General features: G+C 47.4%; 13 protein-coding genes. 6 read left to right on the top strand and 7 right to left on the bottom strand.

Features of this window, described 5'->3' with window-relative positions; all coding sequences use genetic code 11:
* Window positions 1-78 precede the first annotated feature (78 nt).
* The 3 genes from P8H32_RS01010 to phoB form a co-directional block, all read right to left on the bottom strand.
* A complete protein-coding gene (locus P8H32_RS01010) occupies window positions 79-1068 on the bottom strand; it encodes a PstS family phosphate ABC transporter substrate-binding protein (protein ID WP_301088225.1) in 990 nt (329 codons plus the stop codon).
* 110 nt (window positions 1069-1178) lie between these two features.
* Entirely contained in the window at window positions 1179-2519 is a 1341-nt protein-coding gene (phoR, locus tag P8H32_RS01005) for a phosphate regulon sensor histidine kinase PhoR (protein ID WP_301088224.1), read from the bottom strand.
* 50 nt (window positions 2520-2569) lie between these two features.
* On the bottom strand, window positions 2570-3295 hold the full coding sequence (phoB, locus tag P8H32_RS01000) for a phosphate regulon transcriptional regulator PhoB (protein WP_301088223.1): 726 nt from the start codon (window positions 3293-3295) through the stop codon (window positions 2570-2572).
* A gap of 142 nt (window positions 3296-3437) precedes the next feature.
* Between phoB and P8H32_RS00995 the strand changes: the two genes are divergently transcribed.
* Complete coding sequence (locus tag P8H32_RS00995; protein WP_297291668.1) at window positions 3438-5645, top strand: YgiQ family radical SAM protein; 2208 nt, start codon at window positions 3438-3440, stop codon at window positions 5643-5645.
* A gap of 3 nt (window positions 5646-5648) precedes the next feature.
* Here the strand turns inward: P8H32_RS00995 and rlmKL are convergent, their stop codons facing one another.
* Window positions 5649-7826, bottom strand: coding sequence for a bifunctional 23S rRNA (guanine(2069)-N(7))-methyltransferase RlmK/23S rRNA (guanine(2445)-N(2))-methyltransferase RlmL (rlmKL, locus tag P8H32_RS00990; RefSeq protein ID WP_297291667.1), 2178 nt, complete (start codon window positions 7824-7826; stop codon window positions 5649-5651).
* A gap of 464 nt (window positions 7827-8290) precedes the next feature.
* Between rlmKL and rmf the strand changes: the two genes are divergently transcribed.
* On the top strand, window positions 8291-8494 hold the full coding sequence (gene rmf, locus P8H32_RS00985; RefSeq protein ID WP_297291666.1) for a ribosome modulation factor: 204 nt from the start codon (window positions 8291-8293) through the stop codon (window positions 8492-8494).
* 174 nt (window positions 8495-8668) lie between these two features.
* On the opposite strand, the gene P8H32_RS00980 is transcribed toward rmf, so the two are convergent.
* Window positions 8669-8863, bottom strand: coding sequence for a hypothetical protein (locus P8H32_RS00980; protein WP_301088222.1), 195 nt, complete (start codon window positions 8861-8863; stop codon window positions 8669-8671).
* Between the two features lie 246 nt (window positions 8864-9109).
* Here P8H32_RS00980 and P8H32_RS00975 point away from each other — a divergent pair, with 246 nt between their 5' ends.
* Window positions 9110-9760 (top strand): lamin tail domain-containing protein, encoded by a 651-nt coding sequence (locus P8H32_RS00975; RefSeq protein ID WP_301088221.1) that lies wholly within the window; start codon window positions 9110-9112, stop codon window positions 9758-9760.
* Window positions 9761-10116: 356 nt separating this feature from the next.
* Complete coding sequence (locus P8H32_RS00970) at window positions 10117-11757, top strand: tRNA-dihydrouridine synthase (RefSeq protein ID WP_301088220.1); 1641 nt, start codon at window positions 10117-10119, stop codon at window positions 11755-11757.
* A gap of 274 nt (window positions 11758-12031) precedes the next feature.
* On the opposite strand, the gene P8H32_RS00965 is transcribed toward P8H32_RS00970, so the two are convergent.
* Together P8H32_RS00965 and P8H32_RS00960 are read right to left on the bottom strand one after the other, a co-directional pair.
* The gene (locus tag P8H32_RS00965) at window positions 12032-12250 is read right to left on the bottom strand and encodes a DUF2835 domain-containing protein (protein ID WP_297292347.1); all 219 of its coding nucleotides are present in this window, start codon (window positions 12248-12250) and stop codon (window positions 12032-12034) included.
* 26 nt (window positions 12251-12276) lie between these two features.
* Complete coding sequence (locus P8H32_RS00960; RefSeq protein WP_301088219.1) at window positions 12277-17145, bottom strand: NAD-glutamate dehydrogenase; 4869 nt, start codon at window positions 17143-17145, stop codon at window positions 12277-12279.
* 290 nt (window positions 17146-17435) lie between these two features.
* On the opposite strand from P8H32_RS00960, the gene P8H32_RS00955 reads away from it, so the two are divergent.
* Window positions 17436-18401: a MoxR family ATPase gene (locus tag P8H32_RS00955; protein ID WP_297291159.1), complete on the top strand. Its 966-nt coding sequence runs from the start codon at window positions 17436-17438 to the stop codon at window positions 18399-18401.
* A gap of 13 nt (window positions 18402-18414) precedes the next feature.
* Window positions 18415-19386, top strand: a complete 972-nt coding sequence (locus P8H32_RS00950; protein WP_301088218.1) for a DUF58 domain-containing protein — start codon at window positions 18415-18417, stop codon at window positions 19384-19386.

Genomic DNA, 19386 nt, shown 5'->3' with positions numbered 1-19386 from the left:
ACGTATAGGAGGGCAAAAAAAACCACGGTAAATACCGTGGTTAATACAAGCCTGGAGGGGTTAGAACAAGAGACCTGCTTAAAGACCTAACTTAGCCGATTGCTTTGCAACAACCTTTGCTGGAAGCGGGATATAACCATCTTTTACCACAACTTCCTGACCGGCTTTAGACAATACCAGCTTGATAAACTCGCGATCTAAAGGCGATAAAGGCTTATTAGGCGCTTTGTTGATATAAACGTACAGGTAACGAGATAGAGGGTACTCACCGGTAACGGCGTTCTCTGGAGTCGCGGCAATAGGTGTCTGGCCAGGCTTTTTACTTAATGGCACAGCGCGAACACTTGAAGTTTTGTAGCCAATACCCGAGTAACCGATACCGTTAATAGAAGTCGCTACAGACTGAACTACAGAAGCAGAACCTGGCTGCTCGTTTACAGTGTTTTTGAAGTCGCCTTTACATAAAGCTTTCTTCTTAAAGTAACCGTAAGTACCCGATACAGAGTTACGACCAAATAACTGAACGTCGCGGTTAGTCCAGGCACCGGTTAGGCCAGCCTTGCCCCAAGTGTCGATATCGGTAGCGCCGCCACACTTGCGAGTTGAAGAGAAAACCGCATCAACGTCCTGGATAGACATACCTTTTACTGGATTATCTTTGTGTACATAAACCGCCAAAGCATCAATCGCTACTGGAACCGCTGTTGGCTTATAACCGTATCTGGTTTCAAAAGCAGCCAGCTCTTTATCTTTCATCTTACGGCTCATAGGGCCGATATTTGAAGTACCCTCAGTCAATGCTGGTGGCGCTGTTGAAGAACCGGCAGCCTGAATCTGAATGTTAACGTTTGGGTAAAAACGCTTAAAACCTTCCGCCCATAACGTCATCAGGTTAGCCAGAGTATCTGAACCAACGCTAGACAGGTTGCCTGATACACCGCTGGCCTTTTCATAAACCGGCAAGTCAGCATCGACTTTGGCAGCCGCTGTCGCATTAACGGATAAAAGGCTTGCACCGGCCATAGCCACTGCAAGTGCTGTAGTTCTTAGTTGTTTATTTAATTTCATCAGTCTCTCCCATGATTTAAAAGTAATAGCTCGTCATCGATGGGGTGACTATATAAATGAATTGTTACATTTGTATGACATTTTTTTGGAAGGAAGTGAAATATTCGGGCTTATGCCGTATGGGGCTGCGCAAGTGCACGCATGCTGGGAAATTCACAAGTAAAGGTACTACCTTCACCTAAAGTACTTCTTATCTTAAGTTCAGCCTGATGACGCAGTAAAATATGTTTTACGATGGCCAGGCCAAGACCGGTGCCGCCGGTTTCAATGGAACGACTTTTATCAACCCGGTAAAAACGCTCGGTTAAGCGCGGTAAATGGATATCATCAATCCCTTCCCCGTTATCTTCAACCTCTAAATAACAGTGTCGGGTATCGCCATACCAGCGTATGGTTATGACACCACCACCATAGCTGTATTTGGCAGCATTCATCACCAAATTGGCAAAAGCACTGCGCAACTCATCGCTATTGCCTACCAAGCGCAGGCTAGAGTCACATTCGAGATTAATCTCTCGCTTGCCTTTAAAGGCCGTAAGCACTTCCTCTCTAATAGCCTGCAGCATGGGCTCAACCTCTAGCGGCATATCTTTGCTATCTTCCGGTATAGACTCCAGTTTTGATAGCGCTATTAAATCTTTAATCAGGCCCTCCATTCGGCGGGACTGGTTAAGCATCTGGTCTACCGCCCGCCGCCAACGCAATTCATTGGGGGTAATATCGATACTTTGTACATTGCCCTGGTTGCCGATATTCTCCGACAGGGTTTCAAGATAACCATTTATCACCGTCAATGGTGTACGCAACTCATGAGAAACATTGGCCACAAAATCCTTACGCATTTGTTGCAGGCGATTATTTTCAGTCACATCACGGGCAAACAATAGCCGGCTGCCACGGCCAAAGTAAGAAATACTGATCTGCAATTGATAGTGGCTATTGTGGGGAGAGTCGATCAATAACGAGTTGCTGTATTCATCCCCTTCAAAATAACGAATAAACTCAGGGGAGCGAATTAAATTTACTAATTGCTGGGATTGGTCATCGGGGTAACGCAGGCCTAATAATTTCTCCGCCGCTACATTGCTCCATTCAATATTACCGCGCTTATCAATCATCACGGCACCATCATCCAGCGAGGCGAAAGAATCCTGTAAATAGTCTACTGCGGCCTGTAAGCGTAAGCGCTCTTCCTGGCCCTGCCGTTGCAGTCGATAAATACCATCTAATACATCGCCCCAAAGGCCTTTGCTTTCGGGGGGGTAAGTATCCGCTTTTTGGGACAGCCAGGATTGAATACGCTGTAATTGAAACAGTGTCCAGCCAATATAGGCAAGGGAAGAAAAGAACAACAACCACGGCAGTAAACCAACAGCCCAACCTACGAGCCCTGCCAGCAGCAGTATAAGACCCAAATTACGGCATTCGATTTTCCAATCGACATTGTGCATGCGTTAGTTTACTCAGCGGTTTCAAGATGTTGCTGGTCAAAGACCAGGGATCAAGGGTTAGTTGCCGCCTCAGCAGAATAACCATCTGCAGAAAAGCGATAACCCGTACCGCGTACAGTTTGCACTAAATTGCCGTAGTCCGCAGCCTCTGTTTCCAAAGCTTTACGCAAACGACGAATATGGACATCGACCGTACGCTCTTCAACATACACATTACCGCCCCAGACCTGGTCAAGCAACTGCCCACGGCTATAGGCTCGCTCTTGGTGGGTCATAAAAAAGCGCAGCAATTTAAATTCAGTTGGCCCCATATTAACAGGCTGTTGATTAACATAAACACGGTGGCTGGATGGGTCCAGTTTTAAGCCCAGCACTTCAATCGGCTTTTCCTGCTCGCTGTGGCCTGCCCTGCGCATCACCGCTTTAATTCTTGAAAGCAGCTCCCTGGGGGCAAAAGGTTTGGTGACATAGTCATCAGCGCCTACGTCCAGGCCCTGGATTTTATTGTCTTCTTCGGTTTTGGCGGTCAGCATAATAACTGGTAGGTCGGCAGTCATTTCATGTTTACGCAGGCGACGCAGTAGCTCAACACCACTGCCTCCCGGAAGCATCCAATCCAGCAGTACCAAATCGGGAATATCATCAACAATAGCGCTATAGGCCTGCTGGATATCCCCTGCCTCACTGCAGTCGTAACCAGCCATTTCCAGCGACATACGGATCATCTCGCGAATCGCCGCCTCATCATCAACTATGAGTATCGTTTTATCTTGCATTGTACTGCTGACCTTCTTTAACAATTTCTACTTATTAGAAACAGGTTTTATGACAACAATATGACAAAGTTGGACTAAAGGCGCAAATAATGCACAAATCGCGTATACTGCGCCGCAATCGATCATTTAGCCCTACCTGCCAATGAAGCAAAACCAGCAAACCGCCAAACCCCTTTTCTCCTACCGCAAATACTGGGCGGAATGCTATGGGCCCGCGCCCTTTTTACCCATGTCACGGGCGGAGATGGACGAACTGGGCTGGGATAGCTGCGATATTATCATTGTGACCGGCGATGCCTATGTGGACCATCCCAGCTTTGGCATGGCAGTTATAGGTAGAACGTTAGAAGCGCAAGGCTTTCGGGTGGGTATTATCTCCCAGCCAGACTGGCGCTCTAAAGATGCCTTTCAAAGCCTCGGTAAACCCAATCTCTTCTTTGGTGTAGCCGCCGGTAATATGGATTCTATGATCAACCGCTATACGGCTGACCGTAAACTGCGCCATGACGATGCCTACTCTCCCAATGATGAAGGTGGCAGGCGCCCTGACCGCGCTGTGGCGGTTTACTCCCAACGCTGTAAGGAAGCTTTTAAAGGCGTACCGGTAATTATCGGTTCGATAGAAGCCAGCTTGCGCCGTATTGCCCATTACGATTACTGGAGCGATAAAGTCCGTCGCTCGGTATTAATGGACTCCAAAGCCGATCTGTTAGTTTATGGCAATGCCGAGCGTGCAATTATTGACATTGCTCACCGTATTGCCAATGGCGAAGACGCCCATCAAATTAGAGATATTCGTGGCACCGCTTTTGTCCGCAAACGCGTACCGGATGGCTGGACAGTTATTGACTCCTCCACCATAGATAGTCCGGGTAAAGTCACCCCCCACTTAAACCCCTACGAGGTTAGCGACAGTGGCGGCAGCAAAGACTGTGACAAAGACAAGCAAAGTGATGTACAAACCGTCACCATTATTGACCCGCTAAGCGCCCGTAAAAATAAACTAAACCGCGATACCAGTGTTATTCGTTTACCGGCTTATGAGAAAGTTAAAAGCGACCCCGTGTTATACGCGCATGCTTCACGGGTGTTACATTTGGAAACCAACCCCGGTAATGCCCGCGCCTTAGTCCAACAACATGGTGAACGTGAAGTCTGGTTAAACCCCCCACCCATTCCGTTAGAAACCGATGAAATGGATGGCGTGTTCGGCCTGCCCTATCAGCGTGTGCCTCACCCCAGCTATGGCGATGCCAAAATTCCCGCCTTTGATATGATCAAAAACTCCGTCAATATTATGCGCGGCTGTTTTGGTGGTTGTACGTTCTGCTCTATTACCGAACATGAAGGTCGTATTATTCAGAGCCGCTCTAAAGAATCTATTCTGCAAGAGATAGAAAACATCCGCGATAAAACCCCGGGCTTTACCGGCGTTATCTCGGACCTTGGCGGCCCTACCGCCAATATGTGGCGTTTAAATTGTAAGAGCAAAAAAATCGAGCAAAACTGTCGACGCCTCTCCTGTGTCTATCCGAATATTTGCAAAAGCCTCGATACCGATCAAATGCCACTAGTGGATTTATATCGAGATGCCCGCGAATTACCCGGCATTAAAAAAATTCTAATTGCCTCCGGCTTGCGCTATGACCTGGCTGTAGAAACACCGGAGTATGTTCAAGAACTGGTTACTCACCATGTTGGCGGCTATTTAAAAATTGCCCCGGAGCATACCGAGGGCGGCCCTTTATCTAAAATGATGAAGCCGGGCATGGGCACCTATGACCGCTTTAAAAAGATGTTTGAAAAATACTCCAAACTGGCGGGTAAAAAGCAGTATTTAATCCCCTACTTTATCGCTGCCCACCCAGGCACCACCGATGAAGATATGATGAACCTGGCACTGTGGCTAAAACGCAATGAATTTAGAGCAGACCAGGTACAGGCGTTTTACCCATCGCCTATGGCCAGTGCCACAGCGATGTATTATTCCGAGCGCAACCCGCTGAAGAAAGTAGGCCGTAATACCGAGCGCGTTATCACCCCCAGGGGCCACCGCCACCGCCGCTTGCATAAAGCCTTTTTGCGTTACCACGATGCGGATAACTGGCCAATGCTGCGTGAAGCCCTGAAAGAGATGGGGCGAGCCGATTTAATTGGCACCGGTAAAAAGCATTTGATCCCGCCCTACCAACCCAAAAGCTGGGTCCCCCCCAAGGGCCAACTCATGCAAACCCAGCATACGGGTCTGCCGCCAAGAGCCGATGGCAGCCGCGTTAAGCGCAACAAGCCCGGTACTAGCCGCCCCAAGTCACGGAAAAATACCTCTTCTACTTCGCGCCGGCGTAGGTAACAGTCAGCTATTATGCCGAATAAACCAACACTGATGAATTTTCTTTGAACGCTGAAAATCCTTATCCAAAGACCAATCCGTTTTATCCTCAACGGTAAATTCGCTTAAGGCGTCATTATCCAAACTAAACTTGCGCTGGTTATTGGAAAAGATTAGCAAGCCATCCGCGGATAACAGCTTCATCGTATCTTGAATAATTTCAATATGATCCCGCTGTATATCCAACGTGGAATCCATTTTCTTGGAATTGGAAAAGGTGGGGGGGTCTAATAAAATTAAATCATAGCGGTTTTCACAGGTTTTTAACCACTCCAGTACATCGGCACGAATCATCCGATGCTGGGTCTCGCTGAAACCATTGAGCGCCATATTCTTTTTTGACCATTCCAGATAGGTACTGGAAAGATCAACGCTGTCGGTAAAGGTGGCACCACCAATAGCGGCATGCACACTGGCAGTGGATGTATAAGAAAACAAATTTAAAAAACGATTACCCTTGGCCAGCTCAGCAATTTTTAAACGCACAGGGCGGTGATCCAGGAACAAACCGGTATCCAGATAATCTTTCATATTAACCAGTAGTTTGGCCTGCCCTTCCCTGACTTCAAATAACTCACCACTTTCTTCTTGCTTGCGGTACTGGCTACTTCCCTTTTGACGATTGCGTTGTTTTAACACCACATATTTCGCATCTACCTCTAACGCAATGGGTATGGCTTGCATCACATCATTTAGACGCTGCTCTGCAGCGGCGGCATCCACTTTAGCAGGGGCAGCATACTCAGCCACATGCACCCAGCCCTCGTAATAATCGACGGCAACCGCATATTCCGGCATATCGGCGTCATAGAGGCGATAACAACTGATATCATTTTTCTTTAACCACTTGCCCAGGTTCTTTTTATTTTTACGCAGGCGGTTGGCAAACATTCTGGCACCATCCCCTAAATCATCCAGTGTTTTCTTTTGAATTGGCGCGCCGACTTTACGGCTGCTATCGTGTACAAAAGAGGCTTCGCCGATATCAAAATTTAATAATTTACTGGGAATGGCACCGTTAAACATTTGGTATTGTTTGATACTGCGAATACCCATCTGCTTACCGAGGTCAGGGTTGCCGGTAAAAACGCTGGCTTTCCAGCCACTAAATTCCTCTTTAAGGCGTGTGCCCAAGTGGCGATATAGGTGGATTAGTGAAGACTCATCACCCAAACGCTCACCATAGGGAGGATTGGTGACCACTAAACCTCTATCAATATCCGAGTGAGTCGGTTTAACAAACTTCGACAACTCTTTACGTAGCACCCTCACTTTGCCATTAAGACCGGCACGGTCGATATTTTCCTGGGCACTCTCTAACGCTTTGGGGCTGGCGTCATAACCGCGTATCTCAGGCCATTGGCGACTTTTGGCTTGTAGCTCTAACGCTTCCGCTTCATCGACTAATTGCAGCCAACTTTTAGCATCATGTTGTAACCAACCATCAAAGCCCCAACGTTCGCGAAATAGGCCCGGAGCGATATTGGCCATCATTAACGCCCCCTCAATCAGCAAGGTGCCCGAACCACACATAGGGTCTAATAAGGCACCACCCTGGGCAGCAATGCCCGGCCAGTCGGCGCGCAATAAGATAGCCGCAGCCAGGTTCTCTTTCAGGGGGGCGCTGCCACCGCTAAGGCGGTAACCGCGCCTGTGCAGGCTTTCACCGGATAAATCGATGCTGACTACGACTTTGCCTTTGGCAACACGGACATTGACCCTGACGTCCGGGGTATCGGTATCTACATTGGGACGACGCTCATGCCGCTGCATAAAGTAGTCAGCAATGGCATCTTTGGCTTTTAAAGCACCGAAATGACTGTGGTTGATATCACGCAACTTGCCTGAAAAATCGATAGCAAAGGTGCCATCCAGGCTTAGGTGCTGGCTCCAGTCAATGGCTTTAACCGCCTTATACAGATCATCAGCGCTATGACACTCCTCTGTAGCGACCGGCATAAGCACCCTGTTCGCCAAACGAGACCATAAACAGGCGCGATAGGCTAATGGCAGACCACCCTCAAAATGCACCCCGGCTACGGTTTCCTTTACTTTTGAGGCGCCCATAGTCCGGATTTCATCCAACAATAAAGATTCCAATCCCTTGGGACAGGTAGCAAAAAAACTGAGCGGTTGAGACATGAAGTAGAAAACCCGATAATTAAAGAGACAATACAGCCAGCCCACTGCGCTTAGACTATATGGAGATAAACAAACCCAAAGGAGCTATCAGCAAGGAATAGTTCACATTTTACACAAAATAAGCCATTGATTTAACAACACTAAATCTATGTGTTAGTGTCATTATCAAGTCTTAGCAAAACGCCAAAAATTCAACAGTCGACATCATTCGGTAGTTTTGCTTAGATTAGGTTGTGAGTTGCGCGGGATTCTATCAATTCCAGCCCCTCACCACTACTAACAATAAACAAAGAATATTCACAGGCTTTACCTAACCAGAAGGAAAACAAAAGGAACAAGAAAATCGGCTCAACCTTTCAACCACCCAACATCGACCAATAGCTCAGCCTAAGGGCGGAACTAATGGGCTTTATGGGTGCTCAATATGCTGTGTTAAAAATACTAAATAGAACGAGGCTTATTCTATGAGAAGACAAAAACGCGATATGACTGAAAGAGCATTTTCCAAAGGCTACCAGGCAGGATCCACTGGCCGCAACAAAGAAACCTGCCCCCACGAAAACGGCGATATACGCCAACAATGGTTAACCGGCTGGCGCGAAGGGCGCACCGACCAATGGGATGGCTATACCGGCGTCTCAGGCATACACAAAATGGAAATGCATTAACGTCTTTCCGCAATAATTATTACCAACAAAAAAGGCCCGCTGAGCGGGCCTTTTTTGTTTCAACTGTCATTCCCGCGAAGGCGGGAACCCAGCACTGTAGATTTCCACTTTAGTGGAAATAACAGCATAGACATGCAGGCTGGATTCCCGCCTTCGCGGGAATGACAGTAGGTGTTAAATTTTTATTGAAGACATCAAACGCTCTAACGCATTACTATTACCCGACCTATAAGCCGCACCATCACTAGCACGACGAGATTGCAGCATACCCTGTAAACGCTCAGGCAATTCTTCATGGACCGACATACCCGCATCACGGGCCAGGGAGACTAAGGTTTCTAAACTTACTTCGGCAGTATTGCGTTGCATAGCAGACTTATCTCTTGTTATTTTTTATTACAATACGAGTAGCTGGCCATAGAGACTAGTGACTTTTACAGCTAGTAAAATGGTAAAAATACAGCTTTCCCTGCTAAAAAGTCTGGGGAGTATCAGCTCTTACTCTCCTTGAAAAACTTAAAAACTATTTAGATTGCATTTTAAATTTTTTTTGATATATTCAACTTGCCTAATGATTAGGCACTAATGGATTAACCACACATAAGGAATATGACTATGCAGTTATCAGCACTTCAACGCTTATCCAAGCGCATCTTAACTATTTGTTCACTCGCTCTTTTCTCTCACTTTTCACCGGCTGCAATTTTTCCCGGCAATGTGCTTATCACTGAAATGATGGCCAACCCGGCCGCCGTCAGTGACAGCAATGGAGAATGGTTTGAGATTTTTAATACCACCTCCAACCCCATTGACCTCAATGGCCTGCATATAAGAGACAATGGCTCCAATCAACACACTATTAACACAGCAATGCCCTTATGGATCCCTCCCCGGGACTATTTTGTATTAGGGCGAAATGGCGATAGCAGTAGTAATGGCGGCTATACCGCAGATTATGTTTATAGCGATTTCACGCTGGGTAATAGTAGTGATGCCATTATCCTGGAATTTAATGGCAGCTTGATTGATAGCCTTATCTACAACAGCTCGATGTTTGGTACTCCCGGCAATAGCATTGAGATCATTAGTGGAGGCTATGCCCTAACACCAGCCAACTTAAGCTATGGCGCAGGAGATATAGGCACTCCCGGCAGTGCTGGAAGTTACACACCGGTTGCCGAAGTACCCATTCCTGCTGCGGGATGGTTGTTTATTACCGCCTTGTCCGGGGTAGTTATGGCCCGTAAGCGATCACAGAACGGATAGTTTTTTATTAAATGTATCAATATTCACCAAGCTGCTGGCCCGCTAGCGGGTCAGCCCGATGATAAGGAAATCATATTATGCAAAACAGCCACACAAACTCTGAAGATCATGTTTTCCGCCAGGCCGTAGCCCACAAGGGAGAGCTTTATTTTATCTGTAGTAAAAAAGGCAAGCACCGGCAAAACAAAAGGAACTCCAAAAAGCATACCAGCCGCTATCCTAAAAACCATAGGAGACACCGTACTTAAAACACCTTACATACCACTCCCGCGAAAGCGGGAGTGCAGGTAGTGCGTTATCCCCCAGATATCTGTAAAATACCGCCTCCCAAACCATCAGCACTGGAACTTCATCTCTTGAAAACAGAATTCCTCGGTAAAAGCCTATCTGCGCCCTTTACTATCCCATCGGGCATTGTGACCTGCTCCGCCCCAATTATTCAGGCCTTTTTTGATCAAATCCCAGAAGTGGGCGTTTTGACCACCAAAAGTATTGGCCCTACTCCAAGGGCTGGCTACCGCGAGCCGATTCTAAGCCAGTATTCACCGGGTAACTTCGTCAATGCCGTAGGCCTAACCAACCCGGGAGCTGAGCGCTCTGCCGAACTTATGGCTGAGCTGAATATTCCCGAAGACCGCTTTTTACTGGTCTCTATCTTTGGTGGCAGCGTGGAAGAGTATGTTGAAGTGGCCAGGATTATGGCGCCCCATGCTGACGGACTGGAGCTCAACCTCTCCTGCCCACATGCCAAGGGCTACGGTATGGCCATGGGACAAGACCCTGACTTGGTCAGGGAAATCACGGCGGCGGTTAAAGCGGCGGTTGATGTGCCGGTTGTACCCAAATTAACCCCCAATGTGCCTAATATCGCTGAAATTGCCAAAGCTGCGGAACAAGGTGGCGCCGATGCCATCTGTGCCATTAATACCCTGGGGCCTGGTAGCCATTATAGTCATGGCGCGCCGGTATTAAGTAATGGCTTGGGCGGTATGTCCGGTAAAGGTGTACTACCCATTGCCCTTAAATGCGCCAGTGAAATTGCCGAGGCTGTTAGCATCCCCGTTATTGGCTGCGGCGGCATTAGCAGTGCTGATAATGTGCGCTCCTTTAAAGGCGCCGGCGCCAGCATCTTTGGTATAGGCTCTGCTTTAGTCGGCATGACTACCCAGCAGATAGCTGACTACTTCACCACTCTAACAGCTGACCTTGAGCGCGGTACGGATAACGCAGAATCATTAATTCGTTATGATATTGATATGGGCTTTGACCCTGTCACTTTGGTTAAGAATGAAAAAGTCAGTGAAGATATTTCTATTTTGACCTTTGATAAAAAGGTGGGAGTACAAGCCGGTGAATTTATCTTTTTATGGATTCCCGGTTTAGGGGAAAAACCGTTTTCTGCTTTAATCGATGACCCTTTCTCATTAGTGGTGATTAACCTTGGTGAATTTACTGACCGGTTAATTAAACTGGAAGTAGGCACCGAAGCCTATGTCCGTGGCCCACATGGTATTCCTGTGCAACCCCCTGAAGGCGCTAAAATTATGGCCGTTAGTGGCGGCACCGGTTTGGCGGCGGTTTACCAGATTGCCCGCGATCTGGGCGGTGAGGGTGAAAACAAAGCTGAAATTTTTGTCGGTGCCCGTAGTGCTGACCGCCTGTACTTTACCCAAGAATGTGAAGATATTAGTACCTTGCATATTGCCACCGATGATGGCAGCCGAGGTCATCACGGCTTAGTCACTGAGATGCTACGCAAGCGCTTGCAAGAATTATCACCAGAGCAGTTAGATAATTTGTATTTCTATAATTGCGGCCCGGAGCCCATGGTACATGCTGCGGTTGCTGTGCAGAAAGAGTTTTGTCGCGATGAACAAATTCATAGTGCTATCGACTATATGACGAAATGTGGCGTGGGTATTTGTGGAGCCTGTAATGCACCGGATGGTAGAAGGCTTTGTGTTGATGGGCCGTTTTTGTCAGGTAGAGTGGATTAAAATCTACTGCTTTCTCATAAATTCTCTTCTAAAAAAAGACGTCATTCCCGCGGGGGCGCATTGCTGTGCGGGATAATTCTTCTTATGTAATGCTGGTGGTTTTTGTGGTTAGCGGCGCCAAGGTATTAGGTGGGGGTTGCGGCCTTTGGTGCAATGAGGCCATATTTATCCCGGACAGCGTAAGCATGCAGGCTGGATTCCCGCCTTCGCGGGAATGACGAATAGAAAGAAAACGTAAACGAGATGCAAGAGCTGAGGTGGATTCTAATCCATCCTACAGTTTTTCGATTCCGCTAAATTTTCCGTTGTTATCAAACTGAATACGAAAGCTGCCTTTCACACCAGCGTGAGTAATAAAACGCTGCAAAATATTAGCGGGGAAACGTACACTGCGGCCATCTCGGCTATGGGTTGAAACCACCGCACTGGAAAACTGGTACTGTTTGATAAACTCATCCGCCGAGATTGAAATATCAACTATTACTGTACGCATAAGCTAAATTGTTAACTACCATCTTGCTAAGCCACTTCGCCATACTTACTACTCTGCGCCATATCTAACAGTTCTCGTATAGCAACAGAGTACATGGCAAATTCATGAACATCTGTGGCATGCAATTTTGCCAGCATAATGCGCCAACGATCAACCAATAAATGCTGCTGTTCCATCCAGCGTTCGATACAGGCTTCAACATCACCCTTCTGGCAAATATGGCGCATAGCTCCTTCGGTTAACGTCCGTAACTGCCACTCCAGGTCATCGCGATAGGTCTCCCTGGCCATCGCTTGCCAGTAGTTATCAATTTTTAAATCCGAGATTTGTTTGGCAAACCAATCAAGTTCCAGCCTATCTGCCAGACAGAAAAATAAGTCGGCTACTTTTGCAGGTGCCACATCCATAGACTGGGATGCTTCTATAATGCCGAGGAAAGGATACAGCTCACGCACGCTGGCAATAGCGCTGGCCAATTCCTGGGGGACTCCCTGTGAAATATACTGTTGGCAAATATTGTAACGTATTTCCTTGAGGTCACCCCGCAAAATAGTTGGCAGGACTTCATGCAAATCACCAACAGCCTGCTTAAAGTTCGCCACCTCAACCGCAGGCTCAATCAAACCACGGCGATTGCGAATAAACCAGCGACTGGCTCGGCGCACCAAACGCATTAACTCAGACATTAATTCCGTTTGCACCTCAGAGCTGACCTTATAATCCAACGCCTCAATCTGTGCCCACAAATTAGGCATATCAAAAACATCCCTGGCGGTAACATAAGCGCGAACAATATCGCTGCTGTTAGCACCCGTAGATTGAACCAAACGTTCAACAAAGGTAATGCCCATATGATTAACCATATCGTTGGCTAACTGGGTAGCAATAATTTCTTTGCGTAGGCGGTGGTTATGCACCAAGCCATTAAAATCATCCCGCAAACGCTGCGGGAAAGCGGTCTCAACTGCAGCTAACATATACTGGTCATCAGGCACATCGGTATTTGCCAGCTCCTCTTTTAACTCCGATTTTACATAGGAAATCAGCACCGATAATTCCGGGCGAGTTAAGCCCTTGCCCATAGCCTTTCGTTCCTGCAAAACATCTTCTTCGGGAATAAACTCAAGCGCGCGATTCAGTTTTCCACTGGATTCCAGAGTCTGGATCAGGCGGCGATATTCACCACCGCGCATAACGGCATCGCTCTCAGCCATACTGAGTGCACCAGTTTGGCGGTAGTTATTTTCCAATACCAAATCAGCAACACTGTCGGTCATTTCTTCCAATAGAATATTGCGTTGCTTCTCAGTCATTTCATCATTGGCAACCACTTCATTCAGTAGAATTTTGATATTCACTTCATGGTCAGAGCAATCAACACCTGCCGCATTGTCAATAAAGTCGGTATTGGAGCGGCCACCCTGCAAGGCAAACTCTACCCGGGATAATTGGGTGACACCCAGGTTACCGCCCTCACCGATGACCTTGCAGCGAAGCTCTTTAGCATCGACCCTTAGTACATCATTCGCCTTATCACCAACATCCGCATGGGATTCGCTACTGGCTTTAACATAGGTACCGATGCCACCATTCCAAAGCAGATCAACCGGTGCTTTTAATACTGCTGTCAGCAATGCTGTGGGGGTTAATTTGCTTTCGGCAATATCGAAACGCTGCTGCATTTGCGGGGAGATATCAATGGACTTGGCTGCCCGTTTAAAAATACCGCCGCCTTTGGAAATTAGCGACGCTTCATAATCCTCCCAACTGGAACGCGGCATTTCAAACAAACGCTTACGCTCTTTAAAACTCGCTGCAGAATCCGGATTGGGGTCAATAAAGATATGCATATGGTTAAAGGCGCACACTAACTGGATATGTTCAGATAACAGCATACCGTTGCCAAAGACATCGCCACCCATATCGCCAATACCGACAACGGTAAAGTCAGTATCCTGAACATTAATACCCAACTCCCGGAAGTGACGCTGCACCGAGACCCAGGCACCTTTTGCGGTAATGCCCATTTTTTTATGGTCATAACCAGCACTGCCACCGGAGGCAAAAGCATCCCCCAGCCAGAAGCCGGCATGGGTTGATAGCTCATTGGCGATATCAGAAAAGGTAGCTGTACCCTTGTCAGCCGCAACCACCAGATAGGTATCATCTTCATCTTTACGTACAACCTGTTTTGGAGGGACGACATTACCCTCGACCAGATTATCAGTAACATCCAGCAGGCCCTGAATAAAGGTTTTATAGCAAGCAATACCCTCTTGCTGAAAGGCCTCACGCCCACCTTCAGTGGGTGGCTGTTTAGCCACAAAACCACCCTTGGCCCCCATCGGTACAATAACCGCGTTTTTAACCTGCTGGGCTTTGACCAGACCCAACACTTCAGTGCGAAAATCTTCTAAACGATCCGACCAACGCAAGCCACCACGGGCCACTTTACCGCCGCGCAAATGCACACCTTCTACCCGCGATGAATAGACGAAAATCTCAAACATAGGCACCGGCAACGGCACATCGGGAATTAAACCGGGTGATAATTTAAACGAGAAGTAGTTATGACGTTTGCCTTCAGCGCACTCCTGAAAGTAATTGGTTCTTAGGGTAGCCTTAATCAAGGCTAAATACTGACGAATGATTCGGTCTTCGCTGAGGTTTTCCACACCATCCAATGCAGTAATAATGGACCGCTCCATATCCTGTTCAGCCTCTAGCCTTTCTGCTTTAGTGCCGGTCCAATCGCAGGAAAAGCGAATATTAAATAACTCGACGATACTGTTGCTAAGCACCAGGTGATTGCACAATGTCTCGGCAATATAATCCCCACTAAAATTAAACTGAATCTGCTTCATATAGCGAGAGTAAGCCCGCAGCATAGCAATGGCACGCCAATCCAAACGAGTGCCTAAAATCAGTTTATTAAAGGCATCACTCTCAGCGTCCCCTGACCAAATACGGAGAAAAGCTTGCTGAAAGGTCTCGGTAACATTCTGTAAATCAATATGAGTATCCAGGCCATAGGTCAACCTAAACTCGTGCACCCAGATACTTTGTCCGTCTTTGCGCTTAATGCCATAGGGGTGCTCACTCTCAACCCGCAGGCCCAGATTTTCTAAAATCGGCATCACATCCGATAAAGACAAGGGGCTGGTTAAATGGATTAATCGAAAGTACACTGCCTCCTGCGCATCCCCCAGACGACGATAAAAACTCATCGCTATATCACCGTCGCCATTAAGTCCGTTAATTTTTCTAATATCATTAATGGCAGCACGGGGCTCAAAATCATCCATATAACCTGGGCTAAAGGCATCTCCGTAGTTATCAATCAGCAGCGAACCCTGCTCATCGCCAAATTCTTCTGTCAGGTGATTTTTTAAATGTTCTTTCCACGACATAGTCACTTTAACGACTTCCTCTTCCAGTGATTTAGAATGCACAGTAATTTCATGCTTGGGGTCAACCCGCAACACAAAATGAGTACGCGATAAAATCGATTCAGAAAAATAGGTAGTAAACTCACATTCTTTGGCACCAAAGGCATCACGGAGTAGAGCCTCCAGCTTCATTCTCAGCTGGGTATGGTAAATATCCCTGGGCATATACACCAGGCAGTTAACAAACTTCCGGTAAACGTCATAGCGAATAAATAAGCGCACCTGACGCCGCTCCTGAATCTTATTCACCGCCATTGTGGTGGACAGCAATTCATCAACGCTAGCCTGGAATAATTCATCTCGGGGAAAAACATCTAACAACCTGATTAAATCTTTGCCCTCATGGGTATTTAAATCCAGACCTGAGCGATCCAATACCGCTTGAACCTTGCCACGAATCAATGGAATCAGTGTTGGTGTGAGGTTATATACATCAGCGGTATACATCCCCAAAAAACGATGCTTGGCAATCAGTCGTCCCTGTTCATCAAAACAGCGCAGCATCATATAATCAGGGTAAACCAAACGATGAACGCGGGAGCGAACCGATGATTTAGCAAACATAATGGAGCGTTCCATCAGTGCCTCAGGTGTGGCTGCCGCTTTAATAGAATTGTAGACATCGGTACCACCAAGAGATTGCCTCTGTCTTAATAGACCTAAGGCAGAACCTTCCACACGGGAAACACTGGGTTCACTACCACTGTAATCCACCTGTAATTTTTCATAACCCAAAAAGGTGAAATGATCATCGATCATCCATTGAATAAACTCAGGCACATCATCATTAATAGCACTTTGCTTTGAAGGGAGGTTTTTAGCATCGGCAATTGCCAGTTTGGCACAGGCGGTCATGGCCTCATAATCATCGACCACCAAAAAGATCTCTGACAATATGCTGTTTAACGTTGCGGTAATATCAGCCAGCTCGGCCTGATCAGTACAATGCCCTATTTCAACATATAGCAAAACCTCTTCACTCTGCTGGTGGCCCTCTGGCGCTTTCATTACGGAACGGGCAGGTAACAACTCACTAAGCTGGTGCTGCTGGTCCCTGATCATAGAAAAAATAGTGCTATGCAGGGTATGGATAACAATATTACGACGGTTCAACTCACCGCGGATGGATTCGGTAATAAAGGGAGTATTGCGAGCAAGAACAGCTATCACCGTCCTGCCAAGTTGCCAACCATGCTTTTTATAATCGGGGTTAAATACCCTCACCTTGGGAGATGCAATATCATGCCGCTGGATAAACGCCCAACTTCCCATAATAGCTGCAGAAATATCCGACACCTCCCGCGACATAATATCTTCGCAGGCATAACCGGTAAAATATTGATTGGCAAATTCAGTGACTGAGCTTGCCTCATCCGCGGGCAACCGCTCGTGTATTAGTGCAACCACTTGTGCAACTAACCTGTCCTTTCCCTGATTAATGACCATATCTGTTCCTATTTCATAAACGATGTACAGTAGAGTTTATTTTGAACTTGTTTATTCCAGATATTTGCTTTAAAAGTTTAGCTTAAGCTACCGATTTTGATAGAAATTTGTACAATAGCCAGCGCGGTTGGAACTTGTCCCCCATAAAGAGTCAAATATCTCCCGTATAAGACACTTAGCTTGGGGAAAACCCCACCCGGGACACAGGGTGGATTACAATCCACCCTACGGGCAAACAATGCCAGAAACGATATTATTCCCAGACCAACATACGGAAGATAAACGCAATAATGAGTGAACAAAACACAGTCAACACCTTAAAGACCTGGTTGGAAAGCCAGATTATTGGCCAGCAAGCCCTGGTTGAGCGCCTATTAATCGCCCTGTTAGCCAACGGCCACTTACTGGTTGAAGGTGCCCCCGGGCTAGCCAAAACCAAGGCCATCAAAACCCTGGCTGATGGTATTGAAGGTGACTTTCACCGCGTTCAGTTTACCCCCGACTTACTGCCCGGCGATGTGACCGGTACCGATGTCTACCGCCCCGAAGATGGCAGTTTCCAATTCCAGCAAGGGCCGATTTTTCATAACCTGGTATTGGCCGATGAAATTAATCGTGCCCCTGCCAAGGTGCAATCCGCTCTATTAGAGGCCATGGCAGAGCGGCAAGTCAGTGTAGGCAAAACCACCTATCCCTTACCCGAACTGTTTTTAGTGATGGCCACACAAAACCCGATTGAACAGGAAGGTACCTACCCACTACCTGAAGCCCAGCTAGATCGTTTTTTAATGCATGTGCGAGTGGATTACCCCAATGTCGATGCCGAGCGTAAGATTCTGCAATTAGTCCGCGATGAGTCCATCCAAAACGCCGAGCCGATTCCAACACCTACACCAGTACCACAACAAACCATTTTTTCCGCCAGACAGCAGATTCTTGCTTTGCATGCCGCCCCTGCGGTTGAGGAATATATTGTGCAACTGATTATGGCCAGCCGTGAACCCGGTAACTACAGCAGTGAACTGGCTGCATGGATAGAATTTGGTGCCAGCCCTCGAGGCACCATCGCCCTCGACAGTTGCGCCCGCGCCCACGCATGGATCAACGACAGGGACTTTGTCAGTCCCGACGATGTACAAGCAGTTGCCGCCGATGTATTACGCCACAGGCTGATCCTAAGCTTTGAAGCGGAAGCCAACGGAATTAGCGCCGACCAGGTGGTAGGAGAGTTATTACGACAAGTGCCCGTAGCATAGAGGCTCTCGCTCAATGGCCATAACAACCCATAAAAACCGATTGGAACAACGTTTAAGCGGTGCTTATATCGACCTTGACGATATGATTAGCGCCCGTTTTTCCGCCAAGGACTTAAAACTACAACAGCGCCGCAAAGCACTGAGCCTTTTGGCAGGCCCCAACAAAACTAATTTCCGTGGTCGCGGTATCGACTTTGAAGAAGTCCGAGCTTATCAGGCCGGTGATGATATTCGCACCATTGATTGGCGAGTCACAGCTCGCAGCGGCAAAGCTTATACCAAACTATTTCAAGAAGAACGGGAACGCCCCATGCTGGTGGTCACCGACCAACGGCAATCCATGTTCTTTGGCAGCAAGACCTGTTTTAAATCAGTGATGGCCTGCTATCTTGGCGCCCTAATCGCCTGGTCAGGTTTGCAGAATAGCGACCGTGTCGGTGGTTTAGTCTTTGGCAATAGTCGGCAACAGGAAATACGTCCCCGCCGCAGCCGGCAATCCGCTTTAGCCTTGATTCATTTGATGCTGGAATTTAATCAGGCCCTGACGAAAGACAGCGAGCTTGAAGTATCTTCCGCTCAGCGTTTGGAAGAATCATTGATTGAGTTACGGCGTATCGCCAGGCCTGGCAGTACCATTTATATCATTAGCGACTTCGCCGGTTTTAATGATGGAGACGTGCTTAAACATTTACATCAGCTATCCCGTCACTGTGAGATCACCGCCCTCTACATTTATGACCCGCTGGAAAAACAATTACCGCCGCCCGGCCAATATACCGTCACCGATGGCAACCAACGCAGCCAAATCCATACCGGCAGTCATATAGCCCAACAAAACTACACGCAACATTTTGAAGACAAACAACAAGAGCTAAAACAACAACTGGGCAAACTGGGTATTCCTCTCATCGAAGTTTCTACCGAGCAAGCACCGCTACAACATTTACTCCGCTATTATGGCACCGCAACAGGAGTAAAACGTTAG

This window comes from Oceanicoccus sp. (assembly GCF_029238675.1).
GTDB lineage: Bacteria > Pseudomonadota > Gammaproteobacteria > Pseudomonadales > Dasaniaceae > Oceanicoccus.
The sequence above is the reverse complement of the archived record's forward strand: the minus strand, read 5'-3'. Positions and strand labels throughout refer to the sequence as shown.